Below are 26072 nucleotides of genomic sequence, written 5' to 3'. Positions count from 1 at the left end.
CCGCCTTCCCGGCGCCGAGAGTGCATCTGGTCGCCGAGGGATAGGGAACCCCCCTGCCTCTCGGCGACCAGGTGTTCTCTCGCGGGAAGAGGGCGGGCTACGCGTCGAACGTGAGCGGACCCGTCACCGAGGGCATGTCCACCCAGGCGCCGGTGCGGGCGCTGAGCAGGGCGGCATCCGCTGCCTCTGCCGTCGCCCAGCCGTCGGCGACCGACGGAGCGAGCTGCCGGTTCTCGGCGATCGAGCGGAGAAACAGGGATGCCTCGATCGTCTTCAGGTCGTCGAAGCCCATGCTCGTGCCGGGCCCCGGCTGGAAGCGCGCGAAGTCGCCGAAGTCGGGTTGGGCCATGATCGTGCGGTAGCCGGCGTGGTCGTCGGCGAGGCGCAGCTCGTTGAGCCGCTGGAAGTCCCAGCGCAGCGAGCCTCGCGTGCCGTAGACGTCGACCGTGTACTCGGCGCGCGGGCCGACCGCGATGCGGCTCGCCTCGAACACGCCCACCGCGCCGCTGTCGAAGCGCGCCGTGACGACGGCGTAGTCCTCGTTCTCGACGGCTCCGGTCGGCGCGTCGTCCGCGCCACGGCTGAGCCGGTCGACGGTGGCTGAGCTCGGCAGTGGGCGCTCTCGGATGAATGTCTCGGTCGCCGCCGTCACGCGCGCGATGCGCCCGACGATGAATTGCGCGAGGTCGAGTCCGTGTGAGAGCAGGTCGCCGATGACGCCCGACCCCGCTTGCCCTTCGAGGTAGCGCCACGTCAGCACGCTGCGCGGGTCGGACGAGTAGTCGGCCAGGAAGCTCACCCGCACGTTGGTGACCTCTCCCAGAGCGCCGGCGCGCACGAGCCGGCGCGCCTCGGCGACGGCGGGGGCGTGCCGGTAGTTGAACCCGACCGAGGTGACGACCCCGGCAGCGGATGCCGCCTCGGCGATTTCGCGCGCCTCGCGGGCGTTGCGCCCCATGGGCTTTTCGATCCAGAACGGCTTTCCCGCCGCCGCGGTCGCCACGGCGATCTCGTGGTGCAGGAAGTTCGGCGCGCAGATCGACACCGCGTCGATCGCCGGGTCGGCGAGCAGCGCCCGGTAGTCGGCGACGGCCTCTCGGTACCCCAGCGCGTCGACGGCGTGGCGCCGCCCGCCCTCGTCGGGGTCGGCCGCGGTCCGCAGCATGGCGCGAACGGGAAGCTCGGGGTAGTGGTGCCGGGCGGCGAGGTAGGCGCGCGAGTGCAGCCGCCCCATCCAGCCGACGGAGATGAGTCCGATGCCGATCGATCTCGTCACGTCACTCCTCCTCATCGAGCGATGCGCGCAGCCGTCCGGCCCTCACAGCGCCGGTGTGGCGAGCCCCCGCCTTGCGGGCGCTTCATCAGCGACTCTAGGCATGTAAGTATGTTCAGTCAATATGCGTGTCAGGGCGCGCCGAAACGATGCGCGCAACGCACGGCCGCCGACGGCGGGCCGGGTGCCCCCCCTCGCCTCAGGCGTCGGCCGTGCAGCCGCAGGAGGCGCGGCCGACGAGCGTCGGCTCGAAGACGCGATGGCGCTTCTCGTCGCTTTCCCGATCACGGCGAACGCCGCCACCATCGAGGGCATCATGAAACCCGCGATGGATGCCGTGCTCACCGGCCAGGCCGATGTCGGTTTCCTGACCGACGCCGGCACGCCGCTGAAGCCCCCCGAGCCGCGCGAACTCGGCATGCTCTATCGCGTTCTTCACGATTCCACCGTGGCTCGGTGATTCCGGTGTGGGGCAGCAGGTCACTCGTCGTCGATACTGCAGTCCGCGGCCAGGCCGAGGCGAACGAACGCGTTCCAGATGCCGTCGTCGAGCACGTCGGTCGTGACGACGTCGGCGAGCTCTTTGAGCTCGGGGTGGGCGTTGCCCATCGCGACGCTCACGCCGCACACCTGGAACATCTCGACGTCGTTCCAGCTGTCGCCGACCGCGACGGCGTCGGCGGCATCCATTCCGAGCACCGGCAGCAGCCGCTCGATCGCCGAGCCCTTCGTGACGCCGGCTTCGTTCGCCTCGCCATTCGAGCCGCCGGGGAGCGGGATGCTGCCGCGCACCAGGTGGAAGCCGTCGCCGAGGCTCTGCCGCAGCTCGTCGAAGCCTTCCTCCTCGTCGCACACGAACACCGCCTTGGCGACCCGGTCGAGGTCGGCCTCCGCTGCGGGCGGAAACGTCTGGTCGACAAGTCCCGACAACGAGTCCTCGGGGCGCACGGCACCGGTGCGCTCGCGGATCGCCCGCTCGTGCTCCTGCAGCAAATCGTTCATGCCTTCGTTGGCATACACCTCGCCGTCGGCCTGCAGCACGTAGTGCACGCCGAGGCTGTCCATCGTCTCGATCATGAACCGCGCCCGCTCGCGCGGCAGCGGCCGGTCGAGCACGACGTCGTCGCCGACGGTCACCAGCACGCCGCTGTCGGTGATCGCGCCGTCGAAGCCGATCGCGGCGACGTCGGGAGGGATGTCGCCCGCCGCCCGCCCCGTGCACAGGAGCACGAGATGGCCGTTCGCGCGCGCCGCACGAACGGCATCGGGAGTGCGGGGCGAGATGCGCCCCCCGTGCGCGGTGATGGTCCCGTCGACATCGAGGAAGACGACGCGGCGAGCGGGCGCGGGGCGAGAAGTCACGGCATCCATTCTCCCGCGCTCGATCGCCCGGCCCAGCGTTCGCGCAGACGCGTTCCCCTACCCTGAGACCATGACCACCCCGCCCGAACGCGCGCCGCAGGTGCGGCCGCGCACCGAGGGATGGACGCAGCAGAAGGATGCCTCGGGCCGTCCGCTGCTGCAGTTCGCTTCGCCCAAGCGCGGCAAGCCGCCCGCGCACCTCGCCGACCTCACGCCCGAGCAGCGCGTCGAGCGCGTGCAGGAGCTCGGGATGCCGGGCTTTCGCGCCCGGCAGCTGGAGAAGCACTACTTCACCCACTGCACGCACGACCCCGCCGACATGACCGACCTGCCGGCATCCGGCCGCGACGAGTTCGTGCACGGGATGCTGCCGCCCCTGCTGACCGAAGTGCGGCGCCTGCAGACCGACCGCGGAGACACGGTCAAATTCCTGTGGAAGCTGCACGACGGGGCGCTCGTCGAGTCGGTGCTCATGCGCTATCCCGGCCGCATCACGCTGTGCGTGTCGTCGCAGGCGGGCTGCGGCATGAACTGCCCCTTCTGTGCGACCGGGCAGGCCGGGCTCACCCGCAACATGTCGGCGGCTGAGATCGTCGAGCAAGTGGTGCGCGCGAACGCGCTGATCCGCGCCGGCGGGCTGGGCCACTCCTCCCGGTCGCCTCGCGAGGAGCGCAGCGCCGAGACGAAACGCACCGAGCGGGTCACCAACATCGTGTTCATGGGCATGGGCGAGCCGCTCGCCAACTACGCGCGGGTGATGCACGCCGTGCGTGTCATGACCGACAAGAAGCACGGCATGGGCATGAGCGCGCGCGGCGTCACCGTCTCAACGGTGGGACTCGTGCCGGCGATCAACAAGCTCGCCGCCGAAGAGCTGCCGGTGACGTTCGCGCTGTCGCTGCACGCCCCCGACGACGAGCTGCGCGACGAGCTGATCCCGGTCAACTCCCGCTGGAAGGTGGACGAGGCGCTGGATGCCGCGCGCAGCTACTTCGACGCGACCGGCCGGCGCGTGTCGATCGAGTACGCGCTGATCAAAGACATGAACGACCATGGATGGCGCGCCGACCTGCTCGGCGACAAGCTCAACGCCCGCGGCCGCGGCTGGGTGCACGTCAACCCCATCCCGTTGAACCCGACGCCGGGCTCGGTCTGGACGTCGTCGACGAGGGCGGCGCAAGACGAGTTCGTCCGCCGGCTGGAGGCCAAAGGCATCCCGACCACCCTGCGCGACACGCGCGGCAAGGAGATCGACGGCGCGTGCGGCCAGCTCGTGGCGACCGAGCAGGATGCCGAGCTTGCCGCATCCACTCCCGCGGAGGCCTGAGCCTGTTCAGCGGCCGCACTCACACTCTGATCACCCCCGTGATCAAAAGGTGAGTGCCCAGCCCCACCCTCGGCCCGCCGGCCCCACCCTCGGTCCGACACGCTCACGCTCTGATCCCGACGGAGATCAGAAGGTGAGTGTTTCGCCCCGACATCGCCGGATTCTCCGACGTTCGCCCCAACGACGTACGCCGCCAGCGAACCGGGTGGCCGATGTCGGGGGGTCGTGCCAGGCTGAGACCCGCTCTCGAGGCAACCCCTGGAGAGCGACGACCCTTCAGGAGAACCCGTGCTTGGTCGACTGCTCGTTCGCTACCTCAAGACGTACCGCTGGCTGCTCGTGTGCGTGCTGGCATTCCAGTTCGCGTCCGCGATCGCCAACCTCTACCTGCCGCGCCTGAACGCCGACATCATCGACCATGGAGTCGCGCGCGGCGACACCGCCTACATCTGGTCGCACGGCCTGCTCATGCTGGCGATCTCGCTCGGCCAGATCGTTGCCGCGGTCATCGCCACCTACTTCGCCGCGCGCGCCGCGATGGCGGCCGGCCGCGACATCCGCCGCGACGTCTTCGACCGCGTCAGCGCGTTCTCCGAGCGCGAGATCTCGCGGTTCGGCGCGGGGTCGCTGATCACCCGCAACACAAACGACGTGCAGCAAGTGCAGATGCTCGCGATGATGGGCGCGACGATGCTCGTCACCGCGCCGCTGCTCGCGATCGGCGGCGTCGTGATGGCGCTGCAGCAAGACGTCGGCCTGAGTTGGCTCATCGGCGTCTCGGTGCCCACGCTGCTGCTGGTCGCCGGCGTCGTGATCAGCCGCATGGTGCCGCTGTTCCGCTCGTACCAGCGCAAGCTCGACGCCGTGAACCGCGTCATGCGCGAGCAGCTCACCGGTGTGCGCGTCATCCGCGCCTTCGTGCGCGAGCGCATCGAGGAGGAGCGCTTCCGCGAGGCCAACACCGACATCATGGTGGTCGGGCGCAAGGTCGGGTCGCTGTTCGTGCTGCTGTTCCCGCTCGCGATGCTCGTGCTGAACATCACGGTCGTCGGCGTCATCTGGTTCGGCGGCGTCGAGGTCGACGCCGGCAACGTCGAGATCGGCACGCTGTTCGCCTTCATGCAGTACGTCGGGCAGATCCTGTTCGGCGTGCTCATGGCGAGCTTCATGACGATCATGATCCCGAGGGCGGCCGTCTCCGCCGAGCGCATCGGCGAGGTGCTGGATGCCGCGAGCTCGCTGCGGCCGCCCGCCCACCCGGTGCGCGATTTCCCGCGCCCCGGCGCGGTCGAGTTCGACGACGTCACCTTCACCTACCCCGGGGCGGACGCCCCCGTGCTCGAGGGCATCTCGTTCCGCGCCGAGCCGGGCCAGACCGTCGCGATCGTGGGCTCGACCGGATCGGGCAAGACGACCCTCGTCTCGCTCATCCCGCGGCTCTTCGATGTGACCTCCGGCGCGGTGCGCGTCGCCGGGGTCGACGTGCGCGAGGCCGACCCCGACCTGCTGTGGCAGGGCATCGGGCTCGTGCCGCAGCGGCCGTTCTTGTTCACCGGCACGATCGCATCCAACCTGCGCTTCGGGCGCGAAGAGGCGACCGACGAAGACCTGTGGGACGCGCTCGACATCGCGCAAGCCCGCGACTTCGTGCTCGAGAAAGAGCACGGGCTCGACGAGCGCATCTCGCAGGGCGGCACCAACGTGTCGGGCGGCCAGCGCCAGCGGCTCGCGATCGCCCGCGCGATCGCGCACCAGCCCGACATCCTCGTCTTCGACGACTCGTTCTCGGCGCTCGACCTCGCCACCGACGCGCGGCTGCGCGCCGCGCTGTGGAAACGACTGCCCTCGGTGACGAAGATCGTGGTCGCGCAGCGCGTGTCGACGATCACCGAGGCCGACCGCATCGTCGTGCTCGACGAGGGCCGCGTCGTCGGATCGGGCACGCACGCCGAGCTGCTCGAGACCAACGCGACGTACAAAGAGATCGTCCAGTCGCAGTTGGGGGTGGACGCATGAGCGGCCCTTCGACAAGCTCAGGGAACGAGACGGCAAGCTCAGGGGCCGAGACGACAAGCTCAGGGGCCGAGACGGCAAGCTCACAAGACGAGCTCACTGAACAGGAGCAGCTCGAGCTCGAGCTCGCCGAGCAGGCGCGCCTGGCCTCCGGCGACTGGGACAGTGTCGCCCCCGGCAAGGCGGCGAACTTCGGCCCGAGCTTCACGCGGCTGATCGGGCTGCTGCGCCCGCACGCGCTCGCGTTCGGGCTCGTGTCGCTGGCCGGCGCTCTCGGCGTCGTGCTCGCCGTGATCGCGCCGAAGGTGCTCGGCGAGGCCACGAACATCGTGTTCGAGGGCGTCGTCTCATCGGCGCTCGGCCAGCAGTTCCCGGCCGGCACGACACAGGCGCAGATCGTCGAGGCACTGCGGGCCGCGGGCCAAACCGACTTCGCCAACATGGTTGCCGCGATGAGCGACTTCCAGGTTGGCGCAGGGGTCGACTTCGATCGGCTGCGCGTCGTCATCCTCTGGGTCTTGGTCATCTACATCGCCTCGGCGCTGCTCAGCTGGGTCCAGGGCTACGTCATCAACATCGTCATGGTCCGCACGATGTGGCGGCTGCGCGAGGCGGTCGAGGCGAAGATCAACCGGCTGCCGCTGTCGTACTTCGACCGGGTGCAGCGCGGCGAGCTGATCTCTCGGGTCACCAACGACATCGACAACATCACGCAGATGATGCAGCAGTCGCTGTCGGGAGCCCTCACCGCCGTGCTCACCGTCGTCGGCGTGCTCGTCATGATGTTCTCGATCTCGTGGCAGCTGGCCCTCGTCTCGCTCGTCGCGCTGCCTCTCATGGGCGTGATCTTCGGCGTCATCGGGCCGCGGTCGCAGAAGGCGTTCCAGACCCAGTGGCGCAAGGTCGGCCGGCTCAACGCGCGCGTCGAGGAGTCGTTCTCCGGCCACGCGCTCGTGCGTGTGTTCGGTCGCGAGCGCGACTCGCGCGACAAGTTCGCCGCCGAGAACGAGGAGCTCTTCCAGGCGAGCTTCAAGGCGCAGTTCCTCTCCGGCATGATCATGCCCGGCATGACGTTCATCGGCAGCCTCACCTACGTCGGCATCGCGGTGCTGGGCGGCTTGATGGTGACGACGGGCCAGCTGCGACTTGGCGACGTGCAGGCTTTCATCCAGTACGCCCAGCAGTTCACCCAGCCGCTGGCCGAGCTCGGCGGCATGGCCGCGGTCGTGCAGTCGGGAACCGCGTCGGCCGAGCGCGTGTTCGAGCTGCTCGACGAGGAGGAGCAGGAGCCGGATGCCGCGGACGCCCCGATCGCAGACGGCGGCCGGGGCCTCATCGAATTCGAGCACGTCTCGTTCTCGTACTCGCCCGACCGCCCGCTCATCCGCGACCTGTCGTTCCGCGTCGAGCCGGGCCAGACGGTGGCGATCGTGGGTCCGACCGGCGCCGGCAAGACGACGCTCGTGAACCTGCTCATGCGCTTCTACGAGCTCGACGAGGGCCGCATCCTGCTCGACGGGCAGGACATCGCCGAGCTCACGCGCCACGACGTGCGCTCGCGCACCGGCATGGTGCTGCAGGACCCGTGGCTGTTCGCCGGAACGATCCGCGAGAACATCCGTTATGGCAAGGCGACCGCCACCGATGACGAGATCGTCGAGGCCGCCCGCGCGACGCGCGTCGACCGGTTCGTGCACTCGCTGCCCGACGGGTACGACACCGAGCTCGACGAAGACGCGTCGAACGTGTCGGCGGGCGAGAAGCAGCTCATCACGATCGCGCGCGCGTTCGTGGCCGGCCCGTCGCTGCTCATCCTCGACGAGGCCACGTCGTCGGTCGACACGCGCACCGAGCTGCTGCTGCAGCACGCGATGTCGGCCCTCCGCGAGGGGCGCACATCGTTCGTCATCGCGCACCGGCTCTCGACGATCCGCGACGCCGACCTCATCCTCGTGATGGAGCACGGCGACATCGTCGAGAAGGGCACGCACGACGAGCTGATCGCGGACGAGGGCGCGTACTGGCGGCTGTACCGCTCGCAGTTCGAGCAGGCCGCCATCGACGTCGACGACCCCACCGGCGCGCAGCTCGCGACCGGCGCCGTTGCGACGGTCGAGGCGGATACCGCCGCCGTGCACCCGACCCCCGGTCGTTGAGTGAGCGAAGCGAGTCGAAACGCGGCGGCCGTTCTCGGTCGGTGAGCCTCCCCTCGCCACCTGAATGTCGGAGATTGTGCTGAATGCCGGAGGATTCCGCCCCGACCCTCCGACATTCGGGCGTTCCTCCGACGTTCGGGAACGCGCGCGCCGAGCGGCTGCTCGCAGGGTGACGCGCTTCGCGCCGAGGCGCCCGGCGCCACTCGGCGTGTGCTCGGTCCCGCTCAGGCGGTGGGATGCTTGTAGGCGACAAGCCGTCCCGACCGGAGGAGTCCGATGAGCATCACCCACCACGTCCGCGTGCACCGCAGCGAGGAGAACCTCGCGCGCGAGGGCCAGCTCGCGTGGGCCATTGCGCGTGTCGCCGCCGATCCCGTCGAGGTCGACCCCGATGTCGTGGACATGATCGTGAACCGGGTGATCGACAACGCCGCGGTGGCCGCGGCATCCCTCACCCGCGCCCCCGTGAGCGCGGCCCGCCAGCAGGCACTCGACCACGCCGTGTCGGTCAGCGGCGTGGGCGCGACGGTGTTCGGCTGCCGGCTCGACCGGCGCACGTCGCCAGAGTGGGCGGCGTGGGCCAACGGCGTCGCGGTGCGCGAGCTCGACTACCACGACACGTTCCTGGCCGCGGAGTACTCGCACCCGGGCGACAACATCCCGCCGATCGTGGCGGTCGCCCAGCACGTCGGCGCCGACGGGCGGGCGCTCGTCCGCGGCATCGCGACCGGCTACGAGATCCAGATGGACCTCGTGCGCGCCATCAGCCTGCACAAGCACAAGATCGACCACGTCGCGCACCTCGGCCCGTCGGCGGCCGCCGGCATCGGCACGCTGCTGGGCCTGCCCGTCGAGACGGTCTACCAGGCGGTCGGCCAGGCGCTGCACACCACGACCGCGACGCGGCAGAGCCGCAAGGGAGAGATCTCCACGTGGAAGGCGCACGCTCCGGCGTTCGCGGGGAAGATGGCCGTGGAGGCCGTCGACCGGGCGATGCGCGGCGAGACGTCGCCGAGCCCGATCTACGAGGGCGAGGACGGCGTGATCGCGTGGATGCTGGACGGCCCGGGCGCCGCGTACGACGTGCCGCTGCCCGGCGAGGGCGAGCCGAAGCGCGCGATCCTCGACTCGTACACGAAGGAGCACTCGGCCGAGTACCAGGCGCAGGCGTGGATCGACCTCGCGCGCCGGCTCGGCAACGAGCACCCCGCGCTGCGGCAAGCCCACGGGCCGGGGTCGCAGGAGCAGATCGAGTCGGTGGTGCTGCACACCAGCCACCACACGCACTACGTCATCGGCTCGGGCGCGAACGACCCGCAGAAGTACGACCCGGCGGCGTCGCGCGAGACGCTGGACCACTCGATCCCGTACATCTTCGCGGTCGCGCTGCAGGACGGCGCGTGGCACCACGTCGACTCGTACCTGCCTTCCCGGGCGGGCCGCGAGGACACCGTGGCGCTGTGGCGGAAAGTGACGACCGCGGAGGACGAGGAGTGGACGCGCCGCTACCACTCGGAAGACCCCGATGAGAAGGCGTTCGGCGGCCGCGTCGAGATCCGCTTCGCCGACGGGTCGACGATCGTCGACGAGATCGCTGTCGCCGACGCGCATCCGCTCGGCGCGCGGCCGTTCGCGCGCGAGGACTACATCGCCAAGTTCCGGACGCTGGCCGAGCCCGTGCTCGAGCCCGACGAGATCGAGCGGTTCCTCGACCTCGCCCAGCGCCTGCCCGAGCTCACCGCCGACGAGGTGCTGCAGCTCACGATCGTCGCGAAGCCCGGCGTGTTGGCCGGCGCGCCCGCCCCGAAGGGCCTGTTCTGATGCTGTACGCGCGAACCCCGGCGGCCGAGAAGCGGCGGCTGTTGCGCGAACGGCTCGCCAGCGGCGAGCTGCTGCGGTTCCCCGGCGCGTTCAACCCGCTGTCGGCCCGGCTCATCGAGCGCAAGGGGTTCGAGGGCGTGTACATCTCGGGCGCGGTGCTCAGTGCCGACCTCGGCCTGCCCGACATCGGCCTCACGACGCTCACCGAGGTCGCCGCGCGCGGTCAGCAGATCGCGCGGATGACCGAGCTTCCCGCGATCATCGACGCCGACACCGGCTTCGGCGAGCCGATGAACGTCGCCCGCACGATCCAGACCCTCGAAGACGCGGGGCTCGCGGGCACGCACATCGAGGACCAGATCAACCCGAAGCGCTGCGGCCACCTCGACGGCAAGGCCGTCGTCGACCAGGACACCGCCGTCAAGCGCATCCGCGCCGCCGTCGACGCGCGCCGCGACCCGAACTTCCTCATCATGGCGCGCACCGACATCCGCGCGGTGGAGGGATTGGATGCCGCGCTCGACCGCGCCAAGGCGCTCGTCGACGCCGGCGCCGACGCGGTCTTCCCCGAGGCGATGCGCACGCTCGACGAGTTCGCCGCGATGCGCGCCGCGGTCGACGTGCCGGTCCTTGCCAACATGACCGAGTTCGGCAAGTCCGACCTGTTCACCGTCGACCAGCTGCGCGACGTCGGGGTGAACCTCGTGATCTGGCCGGTGTCGCTGCTGCGCATGGCGATGGGCGCCGCCGGGCGAGCGCTGGACACGCTCGTCGACGAGGGCGCGCTGACGTCGCGGCTCGACGAGATGCAGCATCGCGCCGACCTCTACGACCTCATCGACTACGAGGGCTACAACCACTTCGACACCGACGTCTTCAACTTCCGCATCGAGCGTTAGGAGCGCCATGACCGACCCCGAGATCAAGAAGGGCCTGGCCGGCGTGGTCGTCGACCACACCGCCGTCAGCAAGGTCAACCCCGAGACGAACTCGCTGCTGTACCGCGGCTACCCCGTGCAAGAGCTCGCGGCGACCCAGTCGTTCGAGGCGGTCGCCTACCTGCTGTGGCACGGCGAGCTGCCCACCGACGAGCAGCTTGCCGAGCTGAGCGCCGAAGAGCGCCGGCATCGCGCGCTCGAGCCCGAGATCAAGGCGGTCATCGACCTCGTGCCTGTCGACGCCCATCCGATGGACGAAGTGCGCACCGCCGTGAGCCTCATCGGCGCGCGCGACCTCGCCGGCATCGACTCCGTGCTCGATGCCAGCGGCAGCCCGGAAGAGAACCTCGCCCGCAGCATCCGCCTGTTCGCCGCCCTCCCCGCGATCGTGGCGTACGGCCAGCGCCGCCGCCGCGGGCAAGAGGCCGTCGCCCCGCGCGACGACCTCGACTACGCCGCGAACTTCCTCTGGATGACCTTCGGCGAGCAGGCCCCCCCGGTCGTCGTCGACGCGTTCAACCGCTCGATGATCCTGTACGCCGAGCACTCGTTCAACGCGTCGACCTTCACCGCCCGCGTCGTGACGAGCACCCTCAGCGACCTGTACTCGGCAGTCGTGGCCGCCATCGGCGCGCTCAAGGGCCCGCTGCACGGCGGCGCCAACGAGGCGGTGCTGCACATCTTCGACGAGATCGGCTCGGCCGACAATGTCGTGCCGTGGCTGGATGCCGCGCTCGCCTCCAAGCGCAAGATCATGGGCTTCGGGCACCGCGTGTACAAGCGCGGCGACTCGCGGGTGCCGACGATGAAAGCGGCTCTCGACACGCTCGTCGAGCACTACGACCGGCCGGAGGTCGCGGCCCTCTACGACGCGCTGGAGTCGGAGTTCGTCTCGCGCAAGGGCATCTACCCCAACCTCGACTATCCGTCCGGGCCCGCGTACAGCCTCATCGGATTCGACACGCTCACTTTCACGCCGCTGTTCGTCGCTGCTCGCGTCACGGGCTGGACCGCCCACGTCATGGAGCAACTCGCCGCCAACGCGCTCATCCGCCCGCTGTCGGCGTACAACGGGCCCGACGAACGACACGTTGACGGCTACGTGCCCGACACCGCCGCGATCGACGTCGCGGCGCGGCCAGAAGAGGCGGGCGCCTAAGCCCGGGATTGCGATGCCCCGGCTCCATCCGGTAAAGTGATATCACTTTAAGGAGGACGAGCCATGAGCACACTCGCCGCCCCGCCAGAAGTCCCCACCGCCGCCACCCCGCGCGTCCCGGTGACGGGAGTCGACATCTCCGAGCGGCCCGCGTGGGCGGCCAATGGCTTCGTCGGCACGCTCGTCGTCGCCGTTCTGCTGGCCGGGGCGATCATGCTGGTGGTGTGGCTGCCGGACGCCTGGAAAGTGCTCTCGATGCTGTTCGTGGTCTCCGCGATCGTGATCGGCATGTCGCTCATCACGGTGCCGCCGGGTGGCTCGGCGGTCGTCGAGTTCTTCGGCCGCTACGTCGGCACAGTGCGCGAGCCGGGCTTCTCCTGGATCATGCCGCTCTCGACGCGCCGCCGGATCAGCGTGCGCGTGCGAAACTTCGAGACCGGCCGCATCAAGGTCAACGACGCCGGCGGCAGCCCCATCGAGATCGTCGCGATCGTGGTGTGGCGCGTCGCCGACACGGCGAAGGCCGCCTACGCCGTCGACGACTACGAGCAGTTCGTCTTCACACAGGCCGAGTCCGCGCTGCGGCGCATCGCCGGCTCGTACCCGTATGACGGGAAGGATGGCGAGGAGTCGCTGCGCGGCTCGACCCCCGAGGTCAGCGACGAGCTGGCCGCCGAGGTCGGGCTGCGCACGGCGGTCGCCGGCGTCGAGATCGTCGAGGTGCGCATCAGCCACCTCGCTTACGCGCCGGAGATCGCGCAGGTCATGCTCCGTCGACAGCAGGCCGACGCCGTTGTGGCGGCTCGCAAGCGCATCGTCAAGGGCGCTGTCGGCATGGTCGAGTTGGCTTTGCGCAATCTCAGCGAGCAGAACATCGTCGATCTCGACGACGAGAGGCGGGCGGCGATGGTGAGCAACCTCATGGTCGTGCTGTGCAGCGATCAGCCGACTGCGCCGATCGTCAACGCGGGAACGCTCTACACGTCGTGACACGGCGGTGACCGAACGCAAGCAGGTTCCTCTGCGGCTCGACCCGGCCGTTCACGACGCTCTCGCGCGGTGGGCGGCCGCCGAGCTGCGCAGTGTGAACGCGCAGATCGAGATCCTGCTGCGCGAGGCGCTCCGCGACGCCGGGCGACTGCCCCAAGACATCAAGCCGGTGCGCCCGCGCGGGCGTCCGCGGAGAGACGCCGACCCTCCAGGCGCCGATCCCCTCTAGGGATCGCCCCACACGCGGCGCGTGAGGGCGGTGATGTCGCGGTCCAGGTGATCGATCCGAGTGTCCACGGCGTCGAATCGCGCGTTCATCTCACCACGAAGCCCGCCGACCTCGGCCCGCATCTCACCACGAAGCCCGCCGATCTCGGCGCGCATCGTGTGCATGATGAGCGTGGTCGTCAACGTCATGCCGCCGAGCATGATGGCCGCGAAGACGCCGATCAGCGTCCACGCTTGCGGCTCGGTCATCGGGTTCACCTTCCCATTGTCGGCCCGTCCCCACAGTTTGCCAATCGTCGGCGACGCCGCGGCGAAGATCGCCAGATCTGTGCACAACCCGTCGACGCCGCCGCCTGTGCAGGAAAGGATGGATGTCATGAGCACTACCGCTGTCATCGTCGACGCTGTCCGCACGCCGTCAGGCCGCGGCAAGCCCGGGGGAGCGCTCAGCGACGTGCACCCCGTCGACCTCGCCGCCCTCACGCTCACCGAGCTGCTTCAGCGCAACGGACTCGAGTCGACGCAGGTCGACGACGTGATCATGGGCTGCGTCAGCCAGGTCGCCGACCAGTCGCTCAACGTCGCGCGGCAGGCCGTGCTGGCAGCGGGCTTCGCCGAGACCGTGCCCGCCGTCTCGATCGACCGGCAGTGCGGATCGAGCCAGCAGGCTGCGCACTTCGCCGCCCAGGGTGTGATCGCCGGCGCCTACGACGTCGTGATCGCGGCCGGCGTCGAGTCGATGAGCCGCGTCCCGCTCGGCTCGCCGGCCCGCGGCGGCACGGCGGCCGCCGGCATCCGGGCCCGCTATCCGGACGGCCTCGTCCACCAGGGCGTGTCGGCCGAGCTGATCGCCGAGCGGTGGGGTTTCTCGCGCGAGCAGCTCGACGCGTACTCCGCCGAGTCGCACCGGCGCGCGGCCGACGCGTGGGCGAACGGATGCTTCGACTCGCAGCTGCTCGTGGTGGGCGATGTGGCGCAGGACGAGACGGTCCGCCCCGGCACGACGGCAGAAGGGCTCGCGGCGCTTCCGCCCGCGTTCCGCACCGACGAGCTGGTCGCGCGCTTCCCCGAGCTCGACTGGAGGATCACGCCGGGCAACTCGTCGCCGCTGACCGACGCCGCATCCGCCGTCCTCATCATGAGCGAGCGCAAGGCCGCCGAACTCGGCCTGACGCCGCGGGCCCGCTTCCACGCGTTCGCGGTCACCGGCTCTGACCCGACGCTGATGCTGACCGGTCCGATTCCGGCGACCCGTCGCATCCTCGACCGCTCCGGGCTGTCGCTTGACGACCTCGACGCGTACGAGGTCAACGAGGCGTTCGCGTCGGTGCCGCTCGCGTGGGCGGCCGAGCTCGCCGCCGACCCCGCGAAGCTCAACCCGTGGGGCGGCGCGATCGCGCTCGGCCACGCCGTCGGCGCCTCCGGCACGCGCCTGCTCGGCACACTGCTCGCGCACCTCGAGGCGACCGGCGGCCGCTACGGCCTGCAGACCATGTGCGAGGGCGGCGGCATGGCGAACGCCACCATCATCGAGCGCCTCTAACTCTGTGCCCGAGCCCCTCGCACCGCGGGCTGCCGCGGCATCCCTCGCGCGGCTGAAACCCGCAATCGCGCGTGATCGCCGCATGCGCGACTGCGTGTTCCGATAGCGCGAAGGGCACGCGGCCCATTTACATGGATATCCTAGTATTATCGAGGTGTACCAACGACCGGATCGCACAACGAGCCGGGATCCCGCCGACGAGGAGACCCCTGTGGCCACGACGACTGTCACCCCGACCCTGACCCCGGAAGAGCGCGCCGCGATGATCGACGCGGTGCGCGACTTCGCCGACACCGAGCTCGCGCCGCACGCGCTGGAGTGGGACCAGACCAAGCACTTCCCCCGCGAGACGCTGCGCAAGGCGGGGGAGCTGGGGCTCGGTGGAATCTACGTCCGCGAGGACGGCGGGGGCTCGGGCCTCGCGCGCCGTGACGCCGTCGCGATCTTCGAGGAGCTCGCCAAGGGCGACCCCGCGATCGCGGCGTACATCACGATCCACAACATGGTGGCGTGGATGATCGACACGTACGGCTCCGACGCGCAGCGCGCGCAGTGGCTGCCGACTCTCACCACGATGGACGACCTCGGCGCGTACTGCCTCACCGAGCCGGGGGCGGGGTCGGATGCCGCGGCGATCGCCACGTCGGCCATCCCCGTCAGCGACGAGCACGGCGACGGCTACGTGCTGACCGGCGTCAAGCAGTTCATCTCCGGCGGGGGCGAGGCATCCGTCTACGTCGTCATGGCCCGCACGAGCGCCGAGGGCGCGCGTGGGATCACCGCGTTCCTCGTTCCCGACGGCACTCCCGGCCTCTCGTTCGGGCCCAACGAGAAGAAGATGGGATGGAACGCCCAGCCCACCCGCCAGGTCGTGCTCGACGCCGTGCGCGTGCCGGCGTCGGCCATGCTCGGCGGCATCGGCCAGGGCTTCAAGATCGCGATGACCGGCCTGAACGGCGGCCGCCTCAACATCGCCGCCTGCTCGCTCGGCGGCGCGCAATGGGCGCTCGACCGCGCGCTGCGCTACGTGCACGAGCGCTTCACGTTCGGCGAGCCGCTCGCCGAGAAGCAAGCCGTCGTGTTCGCGCTGGCCGACATGGCGACCGAGCTGCAGGCGGCCAGGGCGCTCGTGCGGGATGCCGCGATCGCGCTCGACGAGCAGAGGCCCGACGCGGCGGCGCAGTGCGCGATGGCCAAGCGCTTCGCGACGGATGCCGGCTTCCGCGTCGCCAACGAGGCCCTTCAGCTGCACGGCGGCTACGGCTACCTTCAGGAGTACGGCATCGAGAAGGTCGTGCGCGACCTGCGGGTGCATCAGATCCTCGAGGGGACGAACGAGATCATGCGCGTGATCATCGGGCGCGACCTGCTGGAGCGGGCTCGTGGCTGACCAGCGCGTCGCCTTCCTCGGCCTCGGGCACATGGGCCTGCCTGCCAGGAGTTCGCCGCCGGCGCCGGCGCGGGCCAGGACTTCTCCGCAATCATCCACACGATCCGCGATCGATCAGGGTAGAAGACTTCCGAGGATGCGATCTACCATGGTTCCATGAGCCTCAACATCAAGAGCGACAGGGTGCACGCGCTGGCCCGCGAAGCAGCGCTCGTCAGCGGGCTGTCGCAGACGAGCGCGATCGAGGCGGCTCTGCGGCAGTACCTGCGAGACCTCGGCGCCGACCCCGACTCCGCGGAGCGGACGCGGCGGCTGGAGCGGCTGATCGCCATCGGCGATCGGTTCCGTGCGCACGAGGACGAGCCCCGAGGCGACGTCGCGACGATCGACGACCTCTACGACGCGACGACGGGGCTCCCGAGATGATCGTGGACAGTTCGGCGATCGTCGCGGTCGTGCAGGGCGAGAAGGATGCCGCGAGCCTGGCCGCGCTCCTGATCGACGAGAATTGCCGGATGTCGGCCGTGAACTGGCTGGAGGCCGCGATCGTGCTCGACAGTCGCTCGGCTCTCGCGCAGGCCGAGTTCGAGGAGGCGTTGGAGCTCGCGGAGGTGGCCATCGAGCCGGTGACTGCCGCGCACGCGCGCATCGCGCGCGAGGCATACCGGCGATTCGGCCGGGGAACAGGGCATCCCGCCCGCCTGAACTACGGCGACTGCTTCGCCTACGCGCTCGCGATCTCGGCGGGCGAGTCACTGCTGTTCGTGGGCGACGACTTCTCCCACACCGACATCGTGCCGGCCTTCCGCACGCCGGGCGCCCGCCGATCGGAGACTTCATGACGTACGACACGATCCGCGTCGGCACCCGCGGCCGCGTGGGCTGGATCACCCTGGACCGGCCCGACGCCCTGAACGCGCTGAACTCGCGCGTGATGCGCGAGGTGGTCGAGGCGGCGGAGGCCTTCGACGCCGACCCCGGGATCGGGGCGATCGTCGTCACGGGGTCGGAGCGAGCGTTCGCCGCCGGCGCCGACATCAAGGAGATGGAGGACAAGTCCGGCCTCGACATGGTCATGGACGACCACTTCGGCGCGTGGGCGCGGTTCGCGGCGGTGCGCACGCCCGTGGTCGCCGCCGTGTCGGGCTACGCGCTGGGCGGCGGGTGCGAGCTCGCGATGATGTGCGATGTCATCCTGGCCGCCGACTCGGCGAGGTTCGGCCAGCCCGAGATCCGGCTCGGCGTCATCCCGGGCATGGGTGGCACGCAGCGTCTCGTCCGCGCGATCGGCTACTACAAGGCGGCCGAGCTGGTCCTGACCGGTCGGATGATGGATGCCGCCGAGGCCGAGCGCGCCGGGCTCGTGTCGCGTGTCGTGCCGGCCGCCGAACTGCTGGAGGAGACCGCCACGGTCGCCGAGGCCATCGCGTCGAAGTCGCTGCCGTCGCTCTACGCCGCGAAGGCGGCGCTCGACGCGGCGCTGGAGACCACCCTCGCCGAAGGAATGCGCTTCGAGTCGCGCGCCTTCGCGGCGCTGTTCGACACGGCCGACCAGAAGGAGGGGATGGCGGCCTTCCGCGAGAAGCGCGCCCCCGACTTCCGCCACCGCTGACGTGTCGTTCGGCGACGCGGCCCACGCCGTCTACAGCGGGTCGGGCGTCGGGCGGGGGTCGTCGAAGTCGCCCGCATCCCGCCGCATCCTGGCCAACAGCCGCACCAGCTCGTTGGTGTCGTCGGCGCTCAGCCCGGGGTGCTCGAACACCTCGGCGTTGAGGGCGGCGGTCGCCTCGCGCGACAGCGCGCGCCCGGCATCCGTCAGCACCACGAGCGTCGCGCGGCCGTCGGTCGGGTGCGGCTCGCGACGCACGAGACCGGATGCCTCCAGCCGGTCGACCGTGTTGGTCACGCTCGTGGGGTGCACCTGGAGGCGAGCGGATGCCGAGGCCATCGGCATCCGTCCCGACCGCGAGAAGCTCAACAGCGTCAGCAGCTCGTACCGGGCGAAGGTGAGGCCGAGCGGGCGCAGCGTCTCGTCGACGCGCGCGAGCATCAACTGGTGCGCCCGCATGATCGACGTGACAGCGGTCATTCCGGCCGCGGCATCCGTCCACCCGTGGGCGAGCCACTGCCGCTTCGCCTCGGCGATCGGGTCGACCGGGAGGCGTTTCGGCTGTGCCATCGTGCGCCCCCTTCCGGCCGCTCCCCAAACTATCCGACGCCCGGCGGCGCCCGGCGAGCGCGCGCCTAGACTCGAAGACACGAAGGAGCGCTCGTGAGGATCGTTGTTCTGGTGAAGGAAGTCCCGGACACCTACGGTGATCGCGTTCTGAGCCTGGAGACCGGGCTCGCCGACCGGGCGGCGAGCAACGCGGTGCTCGACGAGATCTGCGAGCGGGCGCTCGAGGTCGCCTTCGCCCACGCCGACCAGCACCCGGACACCGAGATCACGCTGGTGTCGATGGGGCCGGAATCGGCGGCCTCGACCATCCTCAAGGGGCTCGCGAGGGGCGCGACGTCGGCGGCGCACGTCGCCGACGAGCGCCTCGCCGGCGCCGACCTCGGGCTGACCGCCGAGGTGCTCGCCGCCGCGATCCGCCGCGTCGGATTCGATCTCGTGATCGCGGGCAACCAGTCCACCGACGGCTCGGGCGGCGTGCTGCCCGCGATGGTCGCAGAACTGCTCGGAGCGCCGCACGCGACGGTGCTGTCGACGGTGGAGCTGACCGAGACGACAGTGCGCGGCACGCGCGTGGCCGATGACGGCGTCGCCACCGTGTCGGCCGAGCTGCCTGCTGTGATCTCCATCACCGAGGCGCTGCCCGACGCGCGGTTCCCGAACTTCAAGGGCATCATGGCGGCGAAGAAGAAGCCGTTCGAGACGCTCACCCTCGACGATCTCGGCATCGAGGCGGAGCGGGCGGATGCGGCGAGGTCGATCATGGTCGCGATCAGCGAGCGGCCGCCGCGCGGCGCGGGCGTGAAGATCACCGACGAGGGCGACGCGGGCGAGCAGCTGGCCGAGTTCCTCGTGCAGAACAGGCTGGCGTGAGGTCATGACAGAGTTCGCTGACGACGCGATTCTCGTGCTGCTCGAGGTCACGGCCACGGGCGAGCTCGCGAAGAGCTCGGCGGCGCTGCTGGGCGCCGCCGCCGCGGTCGGGACCCCCGTGGCGCTGCTGGTCACCGAGAACGCCGAGCTGGCTTCCGACGCGGCGACCCTGGGCGCCGCCGTCGTGCTGGTCGCCGACCCGGGCGACGGGCTCGTCGTGCCGGTCGTGGACGCGCTGGAGGCGGCATCCGATCTCGTCCGCCCGGACGCGGTGCTGATCTCGAACTCGGTGGACGGGAGGGATGCCGCGGGCCGCTTCTGCGCGCGGACCGGCGCCCCGCTCGCGGTCGACGCCGTGGGCGTGACGCGCGACGCGGAGGGAGTGGTCGCGCGCCACTCGGTGTACGGCGGCGCGTACACGGTGGACTCGGCGCCGACGTTCGGGCCGCTCGTGGCCACGGTGCGGCAAGGCGCCGTCGACGAGCGCGCCGTGGCCCGCCCGCTGTCGACCGAGCGGCTGGTGGTGACGGCGTCGGGCAAGCCGGCCGCCGTCGTCGAGTCGTTCGAGCAGGCGGCGGCGGTGTCGACCCGGCCCGAGCTGCGCGGCGCCGCGAGAGTCGTGTCGGGCGGCCGCGGGCTCGGCTCGGCGGAGAAGTTCGCGCTCGTGGAAGAGCTCGCCGACGTGCTCGGCGCGGCCGTCGGGGCGTCGCGCGCGGCGGTGGACGCGGGATACGTGCCGTACGCCTACCAGGTCGGGCAGACCGGGGTCTCGGTGTCGCCGCAGCTGTACATCGCGCTCGGCATCAGCGGAGCCATCCAGCACCGCGCGGGAATGCAGACCGCCAAGACGATCGTCGCCGTCAACAAAGACCCCGACGCGCCGATCTTCGACATCGCCGACTTCGGCGTCGTGGGCGATCTGTTCACGGTCGTGCCGCAGTTGATCGAGGCGTTGAAGGCGAAGAAGGCGTAGTCCGTGGCGACCTCTGGCCGTGCGATTCGTCGAGGGCTGCCCCGTGTGCCCGGCGGCGAGCCGTGGCCGCCCGCCGGGCTCGCGCCGTCTTCGCAGGGAGGCTTGGGGGCGAAGGTGGCGCACGGCGCCGCACCGGGGCTCGAGTTGCGGCGCGAAGCGCCACTTTCGCAGGAGGGTCCGGGCGCGAAGGTGGCGCACGGCGTCGCACCGGGGCTCGGGATGCGGCGCGAAGCGCCACTTTCGCAGGAGAGTGTGGCCGTCGTCGCGCCAGGAAATGAAGGACAGGGCGCGTCGGGGAAGGTGTTGCGGCGCGGGCTGCCTCGAGTGCCGGGCGGGGAGCCGTGGCCGCCCGCCGGGCTCGCGCCGCCGTCGGGCGCGAAGGTGGCGCGAGGTGCCGCGTCGGGGTCCGGGATGCGGCGCGAAGCGCCACTTTCGCGGGGAGGCCCTTCGACAAGCTCAGGGGCCAAGGCAAGCTCAGGGGACAGAGAGCCGCTGGGGTTCACGCCGACCGTGTTCCTCACCCCCAACGCCGAGCGCTGGAACGCCGACCGCGTCGAGCGCCGGGGCAAGCCGCCGCTCGCGCCGCCCGAGCCGTGCCGTGTCGGCCCGTTCACGAGGGCGCAATGGGCGGGCTCGATCGTCGTCGCCGCCGCGGCGCTTGTCTTCGTCGCGGCGATGGTGGTGCTGGCGACCCGGTGGCTGGTCAGCCTCGACACGATGCGCGAGTTCCTCGACGCGTACCCCGGCACGTATTGCTTGCCGGACGGGGCTCCGGTCGGCATCCCCGCGTGGGTCGGCTGGCAGCACTTCTTCAATGTGTTCCTGATCGTGCTGATCATCCGCAGCGGCTTGCGCGTGCGCACCGAGAAGCGCCCGACCGCGTTCTGGTCGCCGCGCCGCAAAGCCAACCGAAAGATCAGCCTGAACCTCTGGCTGCACCAGTCGCTGGACATCCTGTGGCTCGTCAACGGCGCCGTGTTCGTCATTCTGCTGTTCGCGACGGGGCAGTGGATGCGGCTCGTGCCCACGAGCGGGGAGGTCTTCCCCAACGCCCTCAGCGCCGCCCTGCAGTACGCCAGCCTGGACTGGCCCACCGAGAACGGGTGGGTGAACTACAACAGCCTGCAGCAGCTCACCTACTTCGTCGTCGTGTTCGTCGCGGCGCCGCTCGCGGCGATCACGGGCGCGCGGATGTCGGGGGTGTGGCCGCGGGATGCGAAAGCGCTGAACCGCGCCTACCCCGTCGAACTCGCCCGCGCACTCCACTTCCCGGTCATGGTCGTGTTCGTGCTGTTCATCGTCGTGCACACCGCGCTCGTGTTCGCGACCGGAGCCCTGCGCAACCTCAACCACATGTACGCGGCCCAGGGCAGCGTCGATCCGACCGCGTACGCCGGCAACTGGGCCGGGTTCTGGATCTTCGTGGCATCCCTCGCCGTGATCGCCGCGGGCTGGATCGCCGCGCGCCCCCTCGTGCTCGCGCCCATCGCGCGGCTGTTCGGCACGGTCACCGGCCGACAGGGGGGATGACCCGACAGGCGTCAGACGCGTGCACAACTCAGTCTGGCGGGTGCCGTTCGCCGCGTGAGCCGCGGATTGGCGCGGACTGCCTCGCGCCGCATGCCACGCCAGACTGAGTTAGGCACGGGAGAGGAACAGAAGCTCAGCCCGGATTCTCGTCCCACACCTCGGCGGCCCCGGCGGCGTAGCCCTGCTCGTACGCCTCCTCGGCGCCGGTGTGGAACAGATCTCGCTCGGCGGGCCGGATGATCGAGCGCGCACCGGGCAGGCCGAGCTCGCCGACGAGGTCGGCGCGGCCGCGCACGACCGCCACGGGAAGGCCCAGCGACTTGCGCTTGACCAGATCGGCGGCCGCGCACAGCTCGTCGGCGACGCACGGCATCGTGACGACGAGGGGGCGGCCCTCGGCATCCGTCTGTCCGCGCAGATCCTCGAAGACCCGCACGCCGCCGGCGCCGATCGCGGCGTCGGTCTGCCCGTCGCGCCACGCGCGGCCCATCGTGTCGGAGACGAGCACTCCGACCCGGGCGCCGGTGCGCTCGCGCAACCCCGCCGCGAGGGCGCGGGCGGACGCATCGGGGTCGACCGGCAGCAGCAACACGGTGCCGCGCGGGGTGTTCGACGAGTCGACGCCAGCCGCGGCGGAGATGATGCCGAGGCGGTTCTCGACGATGCGAGTGCGCCCCGAGGACGAGGCGCGGGTCGCGACGACCCGCACGGTCTCGGCCGAGATCGCGTCCTCGCGGTCGGTGGCGGCCACGGCGCGCCCCTCGGCTTTGGAGACGATCTTGGATGTCACGACCACGATGTCGCCGTCGGCCAGCGTGCCGCTCGCGGCGTCGGCGATCACCGCGACGAGATCGTCACCCGACTCGATCTCGGGGATGCCGTCCAGCGCCCACACGTGGAGCATCGTTCAGCGGACGAACCGCACCTCGGTCAGCGTCTCGCCGAGGAACGGCTCGGTGTGCGACGCGCCGTCCAGCGAGAATCCGTTGCGCGCATAGAAGCGGTGGGCGCGGGGGTTGTCGTCGGCGACCCACAAGTAGACGGGCTCGTCGTCGGCGACGACGGCGTCGAACAGCTTCTGGCCGAGACCGGTGCCGTGGAAAGCGTGCAGGAGGTAGATGAAGTACAGCTCGCGCGGGCGCGGAGCGTCGTTGTCGCGCGCGGGCCCGGAGCCGGCGAACCCCACGATCTCGCCCTCGACGAGCGCGGCGAACATCGGATAGTCGGGACCCTGCTCGGCCCAGTGCGTCCACAGCTCCGCCAGCCGACGCGGCGAGATCTTCTCGAGGGCCGCCTGGCTGATCAGGTGGTCGTAGGTCTCGTGCCAGCACGTCGCGTGGACTCGCCCGAGGGCCTCGGCGTCGACATCTCGCACCGGCCGGATGATGACGGTGGTCTGGAGATCGGCTTCCATGGCCAGACTCTACGCTCGGCCGCGCGACTCGCGAAATCGTGGGCGGTCAGCCCGCGCGGGCGGCGAACGCGTCTCGCAGCGCGTCGCGCACGGCGCGGATGGCGGGGCGCGACACCGACGACGACCGCGTGGCCGTGAAGATCTCCCGCGAGGGCGAGCCGGGGAGGTCGACCAGTCGCACTCGCGGCGATTCGTCGGCCCACACGAGGTCGGGCAGCATCCCGACCGCGTGGCCCGCGGCGATGAGCCGCACGTGCGCCGTGAGATCGGAGACCTCGAAGCGCACGGTCGGCTCAAAGCCCGCGGCCCGGCACTGCTGCACGGCCCACTGCCGGGCGGCCGTGCCCTCCGGCTCGAGCACCCACGCCCGGTCGCGCAGCGCGGCGAGGCCGTCAGCGGAGTCATGCGAGGGCAGCGCGAGCCGGATCGGATCGGCGCCGAGCGTGTCGTGGTCGATGCGGGAGCGGTGCTCGCGGGTGTGCCCGGGGTACTGCTCGGCGACGACGAGGTCGAACCGGCGGGCTGCCAGCTCGAACAGGCCGCTTTCCGGGGGCGCCTCCGAGACCACGACGGGAAGCGCCGGCTCTCGCTCGGCCAGCAGCGACAGCGCCGGCGCGAGCAACGACTGCGCGGCCGTCTGCATGGCCGCGATCCGCACGGGCGCGCCGGCAGTCTGCAGCGACTCGAGCTCACCGCGCACCCGCTCGTCGAGCTCGAGCGCGTGGGCGGCGTGGGCGGCGAGGTGCTCGCCGTGGCCGGTGAGGCGCACACGCCTGCCGTCGGCCACCAGAAGGGGCACGCCGGCATCCTTCTCCAACTGCGCGAGCTGCTGTGAAACGGTGGAGGGGCTGTACGACAGCGCCTCGGCGACGGCAGCGAGCGTGCCGCGCAGCGACAGCTCGTGGAGCAGGCGAAGGCGTCGCAACTCGAACACGGAATCCCATCGATAGGATCGAACGGTAATGATCATAGATCATCGCTTTTCGCGAATAATTGGATGGCGCACGCTAGAACCACAGGCGGCCGCCGCTGGGCAGCCCGAGAGCAGGAGCAGGAACGCGCATGAATGACGATCACCCGCTCGCCGAGCACGCGGTCGCCCTCGCCGCCCGCTGGGCGGCCGCGGAGGCGGACGCCGACATCGCGCCCGCGGCGCAGCGCCTGGCCGGCGTGCTGCAGGACGACAACGGGCTGCCCTTCACGCTCGGCTTCGTCGACGGCGTCATGCGCCCGGAGAGCCTGACCGCCGCGGCATCCCAGCTCCACCGGATCGCGCCGCTGGTGCCGGGCTTCCTGCCGTGGCCGCTGCGCGCGGCGGTGCGCGTGGGAGGCGAGGTCGCCCCCGTGCTGCCGACCCCCGTGGTGCCGATCGCGCGCCGGGTGCTGCGCGAGATGGTCGGGCACCTCATCGTCGACGCCCGGCCGCACAAGCTCGGCCCCGCGTTGGAGAAGCTGCGCGCCCTTCCCTTCGACAAGCTCAGGGCAGCGCGGGCTCAGGGGCCGGAGATCCGGCTGAACCTCAACCTGCTGGGCGAGGCCGTGCTCGGCGAGCGGGAGGCGCAGCGCAGGCTCGACGGCATCGCCGAGCTCGTCGCCCGTCCCGACGTGGACTACGTGTCGGTGAAGGTGTCGGCCGTGATCAGCCACATCTCGATGTGGGGCTTCGACCAGACCGTGCACAAGGTCGTCGAGCGGCTCCTGCCGCTGTACCTGCAGGCCGCCGAGAGCGCCACGTTCATCAACCTCGACATGGAGGAGTACCGCGACCTCGACCTCACGATCGCGGTGTTCACGCGCCTGCTCGAAGACCCGCGTCTGAAGGGGTTCGAGGCGGGCATCGTGCTGCAGGCCTATCTGCCCGACGCGCTGCCCGCCCTGCAAGAGCTCGCCGCGTGGGCGACGCAGCGCGTCGACGCCGGAGGGGCGCGCATCAAAGTGCGGCTCGTGAAGGGCGCGAACCTCGCCATGGAGCGAGTGGATGCCGTGATGCACGACTGGCCGCTGGCGACGTTCGACACGAAGCTCGACTCCGACGCCAACTATCTGAAGTGCCTGGACTGGGCGCTGCAGCCCGAGCGCACGCGCGCGGTGCGCCTCGGCGTGGCTGGGCACAACCTGTTCGACATCGCGTACGCGTGGCTGCTCGCCGGCGAGCGCGGGGTGCGCGACGCCGTGGAGTTCGAGATGCTGCTCGGCATGGCCCAGGGCCAGGTCGCCGCGGTGGCCGCCGACGTCGGCGCGGTGCTGCTGTACGTGCCGGTTGTGCGCCCCGACGAGTTCGACGTGGCCATCTCGTACCTCGTGCGGCGTCTGGAAGAGAACGCGTCCAGCGACAACTTCCTCTCCGCCGCCTTCGACCTCGCCGACACGCCCGAGCTGTTCGACCGGGAGCGCGACCGCTTCCTCGCCTCCATGCGGCGGGCGGCCGATCCGTCGCTTCCGGTCGGCCCGCGCCGGAGCCAAGACCGCTCGTCGGCCCCGCGGCCGGTCGCTGCCGAGCTCGAGGAGGGAGGCACCCGCGCCGGCGACGCGACGCAGGCGGTGCTCGGCATCGCCCGCTCGGCGGGCGCGGGCGACGACACGGCGCCACTGCCACCCGACGCCGCCTCGCAGTTGTTCGGCGGGCAGGAGTTTGTGGAGACGGCCGTTTACGCGACGCAAGAGAGCCGCCGCGCGGTCGTCGGCGCGCCGGGATTCCGCAACGCGCCCGACACCGACCCCGCCCTCGCGGTGAATCGGGAGTGGGCCCGCGGCATCCTCGCCCGCATTCCGTCGTCCACGGCGGGCGACGACACCCTCGCCGGGGCGGGCATCGCCGACCAGCTCGCGCTCGACGACACGATCGCGCGGGTGCGGGATGCCGCGGCGCGCTGGGCCGCGACGCCCGCCGCCGACCGCGCGGCGGT

Annotated in this window: 25 protein-coding genes; 18 read left to right on the top strand and 7 right to left on the bottom strand. The window is 70.9% G+C overall.

The genetic code is table 11. The features are described from left to right. Positions 1-97 precede the first annotated feature (97 nt). A complete protein-coding gene (locus QM611_RS06140; protein WP_415079025.1) occupies positions 98-1276 on the bottom strand; it encodes a Gfo/Idh/MocA family protein in 1179 nt (392 codons plus the stop codon). 256 nt (positions 1277-1532) lie between these two features. Between QM611_RS06140 and QM611_RS06135 the strand changes: the two genes are divergently transcribed. After that, positions 1533-1733 (top strand): hypothetical protein, encoded by a 201-nt coding sequence (locus tag QM611_RS06135; protein WP_415079024.1) that lies wholly within the window; start codon positions 1533-1535, stop codon positions 1731-1733. A gap of 20 nt (positions 1734-1753) precedes the next feature. On the opposite strand, the gene QM611_RS06130 is transcribed toward QM611_RS06135, so the two are convergent. Then, a complete protein-coding gene (locus QM611_RS06130; RefSeq protein ID WP_415079023.1) occupies positions 1754-2635 on the bottom strand; it encodes a Cof-type HAD-IIB family hydrolase in 882 nt (293 codons plus the stop codon). 70 nt (positions 2636-2705) lie between these two features. Between QM611_RS06130 and rlmN the strand changes: the two genes are divergently transcribed. The 8 genes from rlmN (at position 2706) to QM611_RS06090 (ending at position 13268) form a co-directional block, all read left to right on the top strand. Next, positions 2706-3962 carry a 23S rRNA (adenine(2503)-C(2))-methyltransferase RlmN gene (gene rlmN, locus QM611_RS06125; protein WP_415079022.1) on the top strand — a complete coding sequence of 419 codons (1257 nt, stop codon included), beginning with the start codon at positions 2706-2708 and terminating at the stop codon, positions 3960-3962. A 288-nt stretch (positions 3963-4250) separates the two neighbouring features. Then, positions 4251-5978: an ABC transporter ATP-binding protein gene (locus QM611_RS06120; protein WP_415079021.1), complete on the top strand. Its 1728-nt coding sequence runs from the start codon at positions 4251-4253 to the stop codon at positions 5976-5978. Next, positions 5975-8131, top strand: coding sequence for an ABC transporter ATP-binding protein (locus tag QM611_RS06115; protein WP_415079020.1), 2157 nt, complete (start codon positions 5975-5977; stop codon positions 8129-8131). Before QM611_RS06120 ends, QM611_RS06115 begins: the two co-directional genes overlap by 4 nt. Before the next feature lie 276 nt (positions 8132-8407). Continuing rightward, a complete protein-coding gene (locus tag QM611_RS06110) occupies positions 8408-9952 on the top strand; it encodes an MmgE/PrpD family protein (RefSeq protein WP_415079019.1) in 1545 nt (514 codons plus the stop codon). Next, on the top strand, positions 9952-10851 hold the full coding sequence (gene prpB, locus QM611_RS06105) for a methylisocitrate lyase (RefSeq protein ID WP_415079017.1): 900 nt from the start codon (positions 9952-9954) through the stop codon (positions 10849-10851). The genes QM611_RS06110 and prpB overlap by 1 nt, the downstream gene beginning before the upstream one ends. Positions 10852-10858: 7 nt before the next feature. Next, positions 10859-12049, top strand: a complete 1191-nt coding sequence (locus tag QM611_RS06100; RefSeq protein WP_415079015.1) for a bifunctional 2-methylcitrate synthase/citrate synthase — start codon at positions 10859-10861, stop codon at positions 12047-12049. Between the two features lie 63 nt (positions 12050-12112). Further along, entirely contained in the window at positions 12113-13039 is a 927-nt protein-coding gene (locus QM611_RS06095) for an SPFH domain-containing protein (RefSeq protein ID WP_415079014.1), read from the top strand. A 7-nt stretch (positions 13040-13046) separates the two neighbouring features. After that, positions 13047-13268, top strand: a complete 222-nt coding sequence (locus QM611_RS06090) for a hypothetical protein (protein WP_415079013.1) — start codon at positions 13047-13049, stop codon at positions 13266-13268. Here QM611_RS06090 and QM611_RS06085 read toward each other — a convergent pair. Further along, positions 13265-13645: a hypothetical protein gene (locus tag QM611_RS06085; protein ID WP_415079012.1), complete on the bottom strand. Its 381-nt coding sequence runs from the start codon at positions 13643-13645 to the stop codon at positions 13265-13267. The two genes, QM611_RS06090 and QM611_RS06085, sit on opposite strands and share 4 nt — an antisense overlap. Here QM611_RS06085 and QM611_RS06080 point away from each other — a divergent pair. The 5 genes from QM611_RS06080 (at position 13644) to QM611_RS06060 (ending at position 17812) form a co-directional block, all read left to right on the top strand. After that, positions 13644-14810 (top strand): thiolase family protein, encoded by a 1167-nt coding sequence (locus tag QM611_RS06080; protein ID WP_415079011.1) that lies wholly within the window; start codon positions 13644-13646, stop codon positions 14808-14810. The two genes, QM611_RS06085 and QM611_RS06080, sit on opposite strands and share 2 nt — an antisense overlap. Positions 14811-15021: 211 nt before the next feature. Then, positions 15022-16200 (top strand): acyl-CoA dehydrogenase family protein, encoded by a 1179-nt coding sequence (locus QM611_RS06075; RefSeq protein WP_415079010.1) that lies wholly within the window; start codon positions 15022-15024, stop codon positions 16198-16200. Between the two features lie 156 nt (positions 16201-16356). After that, entirely contained in the window at positions 16357-16626 is a 270-nt protein-coding gene (locus QM611_RS06070; protein WP_415079009.1) for a type II toxin-antitoxin system VapB family antitoxin, read from the top strand. After that, positions 16623-17042 carry a type II toxin-antitoxin system VapC family toxin gene (locus QM611_RS06065; RefSeq protein ID WP_415079008.1) on the top strand — a complete coding sequence of 140 codons (420 nt, stop codon included), beginning with the start codon at positions 16623-16625 and terminating at the stop codon, positions 17040-17042. The genes QM611_RS06070 and QM611_RS06065 overlap by 4 nt, the downstream gene beginning before the upstream one ends. Next, entirely contained in the window at positions 17039-17812 is a 774-nt protein-coding gene (locus QM611_RS06060; protein WP_415079007.1) for an enoyl-CoA hydratase, read from the top strand. Before QM611_RS06065 ends, QM611_RS06060 begins: the two co-directional genes overlap by 4 nt. A 30-nt stretch (positions 17813-17842) precedes the next feature. Here QM611_RS06060 and QM611_RS06055 read toward each other — a convergent pair whose 3' ends face one another. Next, positions 17843-18379, bottom strand: a complete 537-nt coding sequence (locus QM611_RS06055; RefSeq protein ID WP_415079006.1) for a MarR family winged helix-turn-helix transcriptional regulator — start codon at positions 18377-18379, stop codon at positions 17843-17845. A 93-nt stretch (positions 18380-18472) separates the two neighbouring features. On the opposite strand from QM611_RS06055, the gene QM611_RS06050 reads away from it, so the two are divergent. The 3 genes from QM611_RS06050 (at position 18473) to QM611_RS06040 (ending at position 21752) form a co-directional block, all read left to right on the top strand. Next, the gene (locus tag QM611_RS06050; RefSeq protein WP_415079005.1) at positions 18473-19249 is read left to right on the top strand and encodes an electron transfer flavoprotein subunit beta/FixA family protein; all 777 of its coding nucleotides are present in this window, start codon (positions 18473-18475) and stop codon (positions 19247-19249) included. Positions 19250-19253: 4 nt separating this feature from the next. Next, the gene (locus tag QM611_RS06045; protein WP_415079004.1) at positions 19254-20222 is read left to right on the top strand and encodes an electron transfer flavoprotein subunit alpha/FixB family protein; all 969 of its coding nucleotides are present in this window, start codon (positions 19254-19256) and stop codon (positions 20220-20222) included. A gap of 411 nt (positions 20223-20633) precedes the next feature. Further along, a complete protein-coding gene (locus QM611_RS06040; RefSeq protein ID WP_415079003.1) occupies positions 20634-21752 on the top strand; it encodes a cytochrome b/b6 domain-containing protein in 1119 nt (372 codons plus the stop codon). A 133-nt stretch (positions 21753-21885) separates the two neighbouring features. Here the strand turns inward: QM611_RS06040 and cofE are convergent, their stop codons facing one another. Genes cofE through QM611_RS06025 form a run of 3 tightly spaced genes read right to left on the bottom strand, consistent with a single transcriptional unit; the run spans position 21886 to position 24100 of the window. Next, positions 21886-22656, bottom strand: a complete 771-nt coding sequence (gene cofE, locus QM611_RS06035; RefSeq protein ID WP_415079002.1) for a coenzyme F420-0:L-glutamate ligase — start codon at positions 22654-22656, stop codon at positions 21886-21888. Positions 22657-22659: 3 nt separating this feature from the next. After that, complete coding sequence (locus QM611_RS06030) at positions 22660-23166, bottom strand: GNAT family N-acetyltransferase (RefSeq protein ID WP_415079001.1); 507 nt, start codon at positions 23164-23166, stop codon at positions 22660-22662. 46 nt (positions 23167-23212) lie between these two features. Continuing rightward, the gene (locus tag QM611_RS06025; protein ID WP_415079000.1) at positions 23213-24100 is read right to left on the bottom strand and encodes a LysR family transcriptional regulator; all 888 of its coding nucleotides are present in this window, start codon (positions 24098-24100) and stop codon (positions 23213-23215) included. 128 nt (positions 24101-24228) lie between these two features. Between QM611_RS06025 and QM611_RS06020 the strand changes: the two genes are divergently transcribed. Next, a partial coding sequence (locus tag QM611_RS06020) for a proline dehydrogenase family protein (protein ID WP_415078999.1) occupies positions 24229-26072 on the top strand: 1844 nt, incomplete at its 3' end.

It is taken from the genome of Microbacterium sp. (genome assembly GCF_047606685.1).
Taxonomy (GTDB): Bacteria; Actinomycetota; Actinomycetes; order Actinomycetales; family Microbacteriaceae; genus Microbacterium.
The sequence above is the reverse complement of the archived record's forward strand: the minus strand, read 5'-3'. Positions and strand labels throughout refer to the sequence as shown.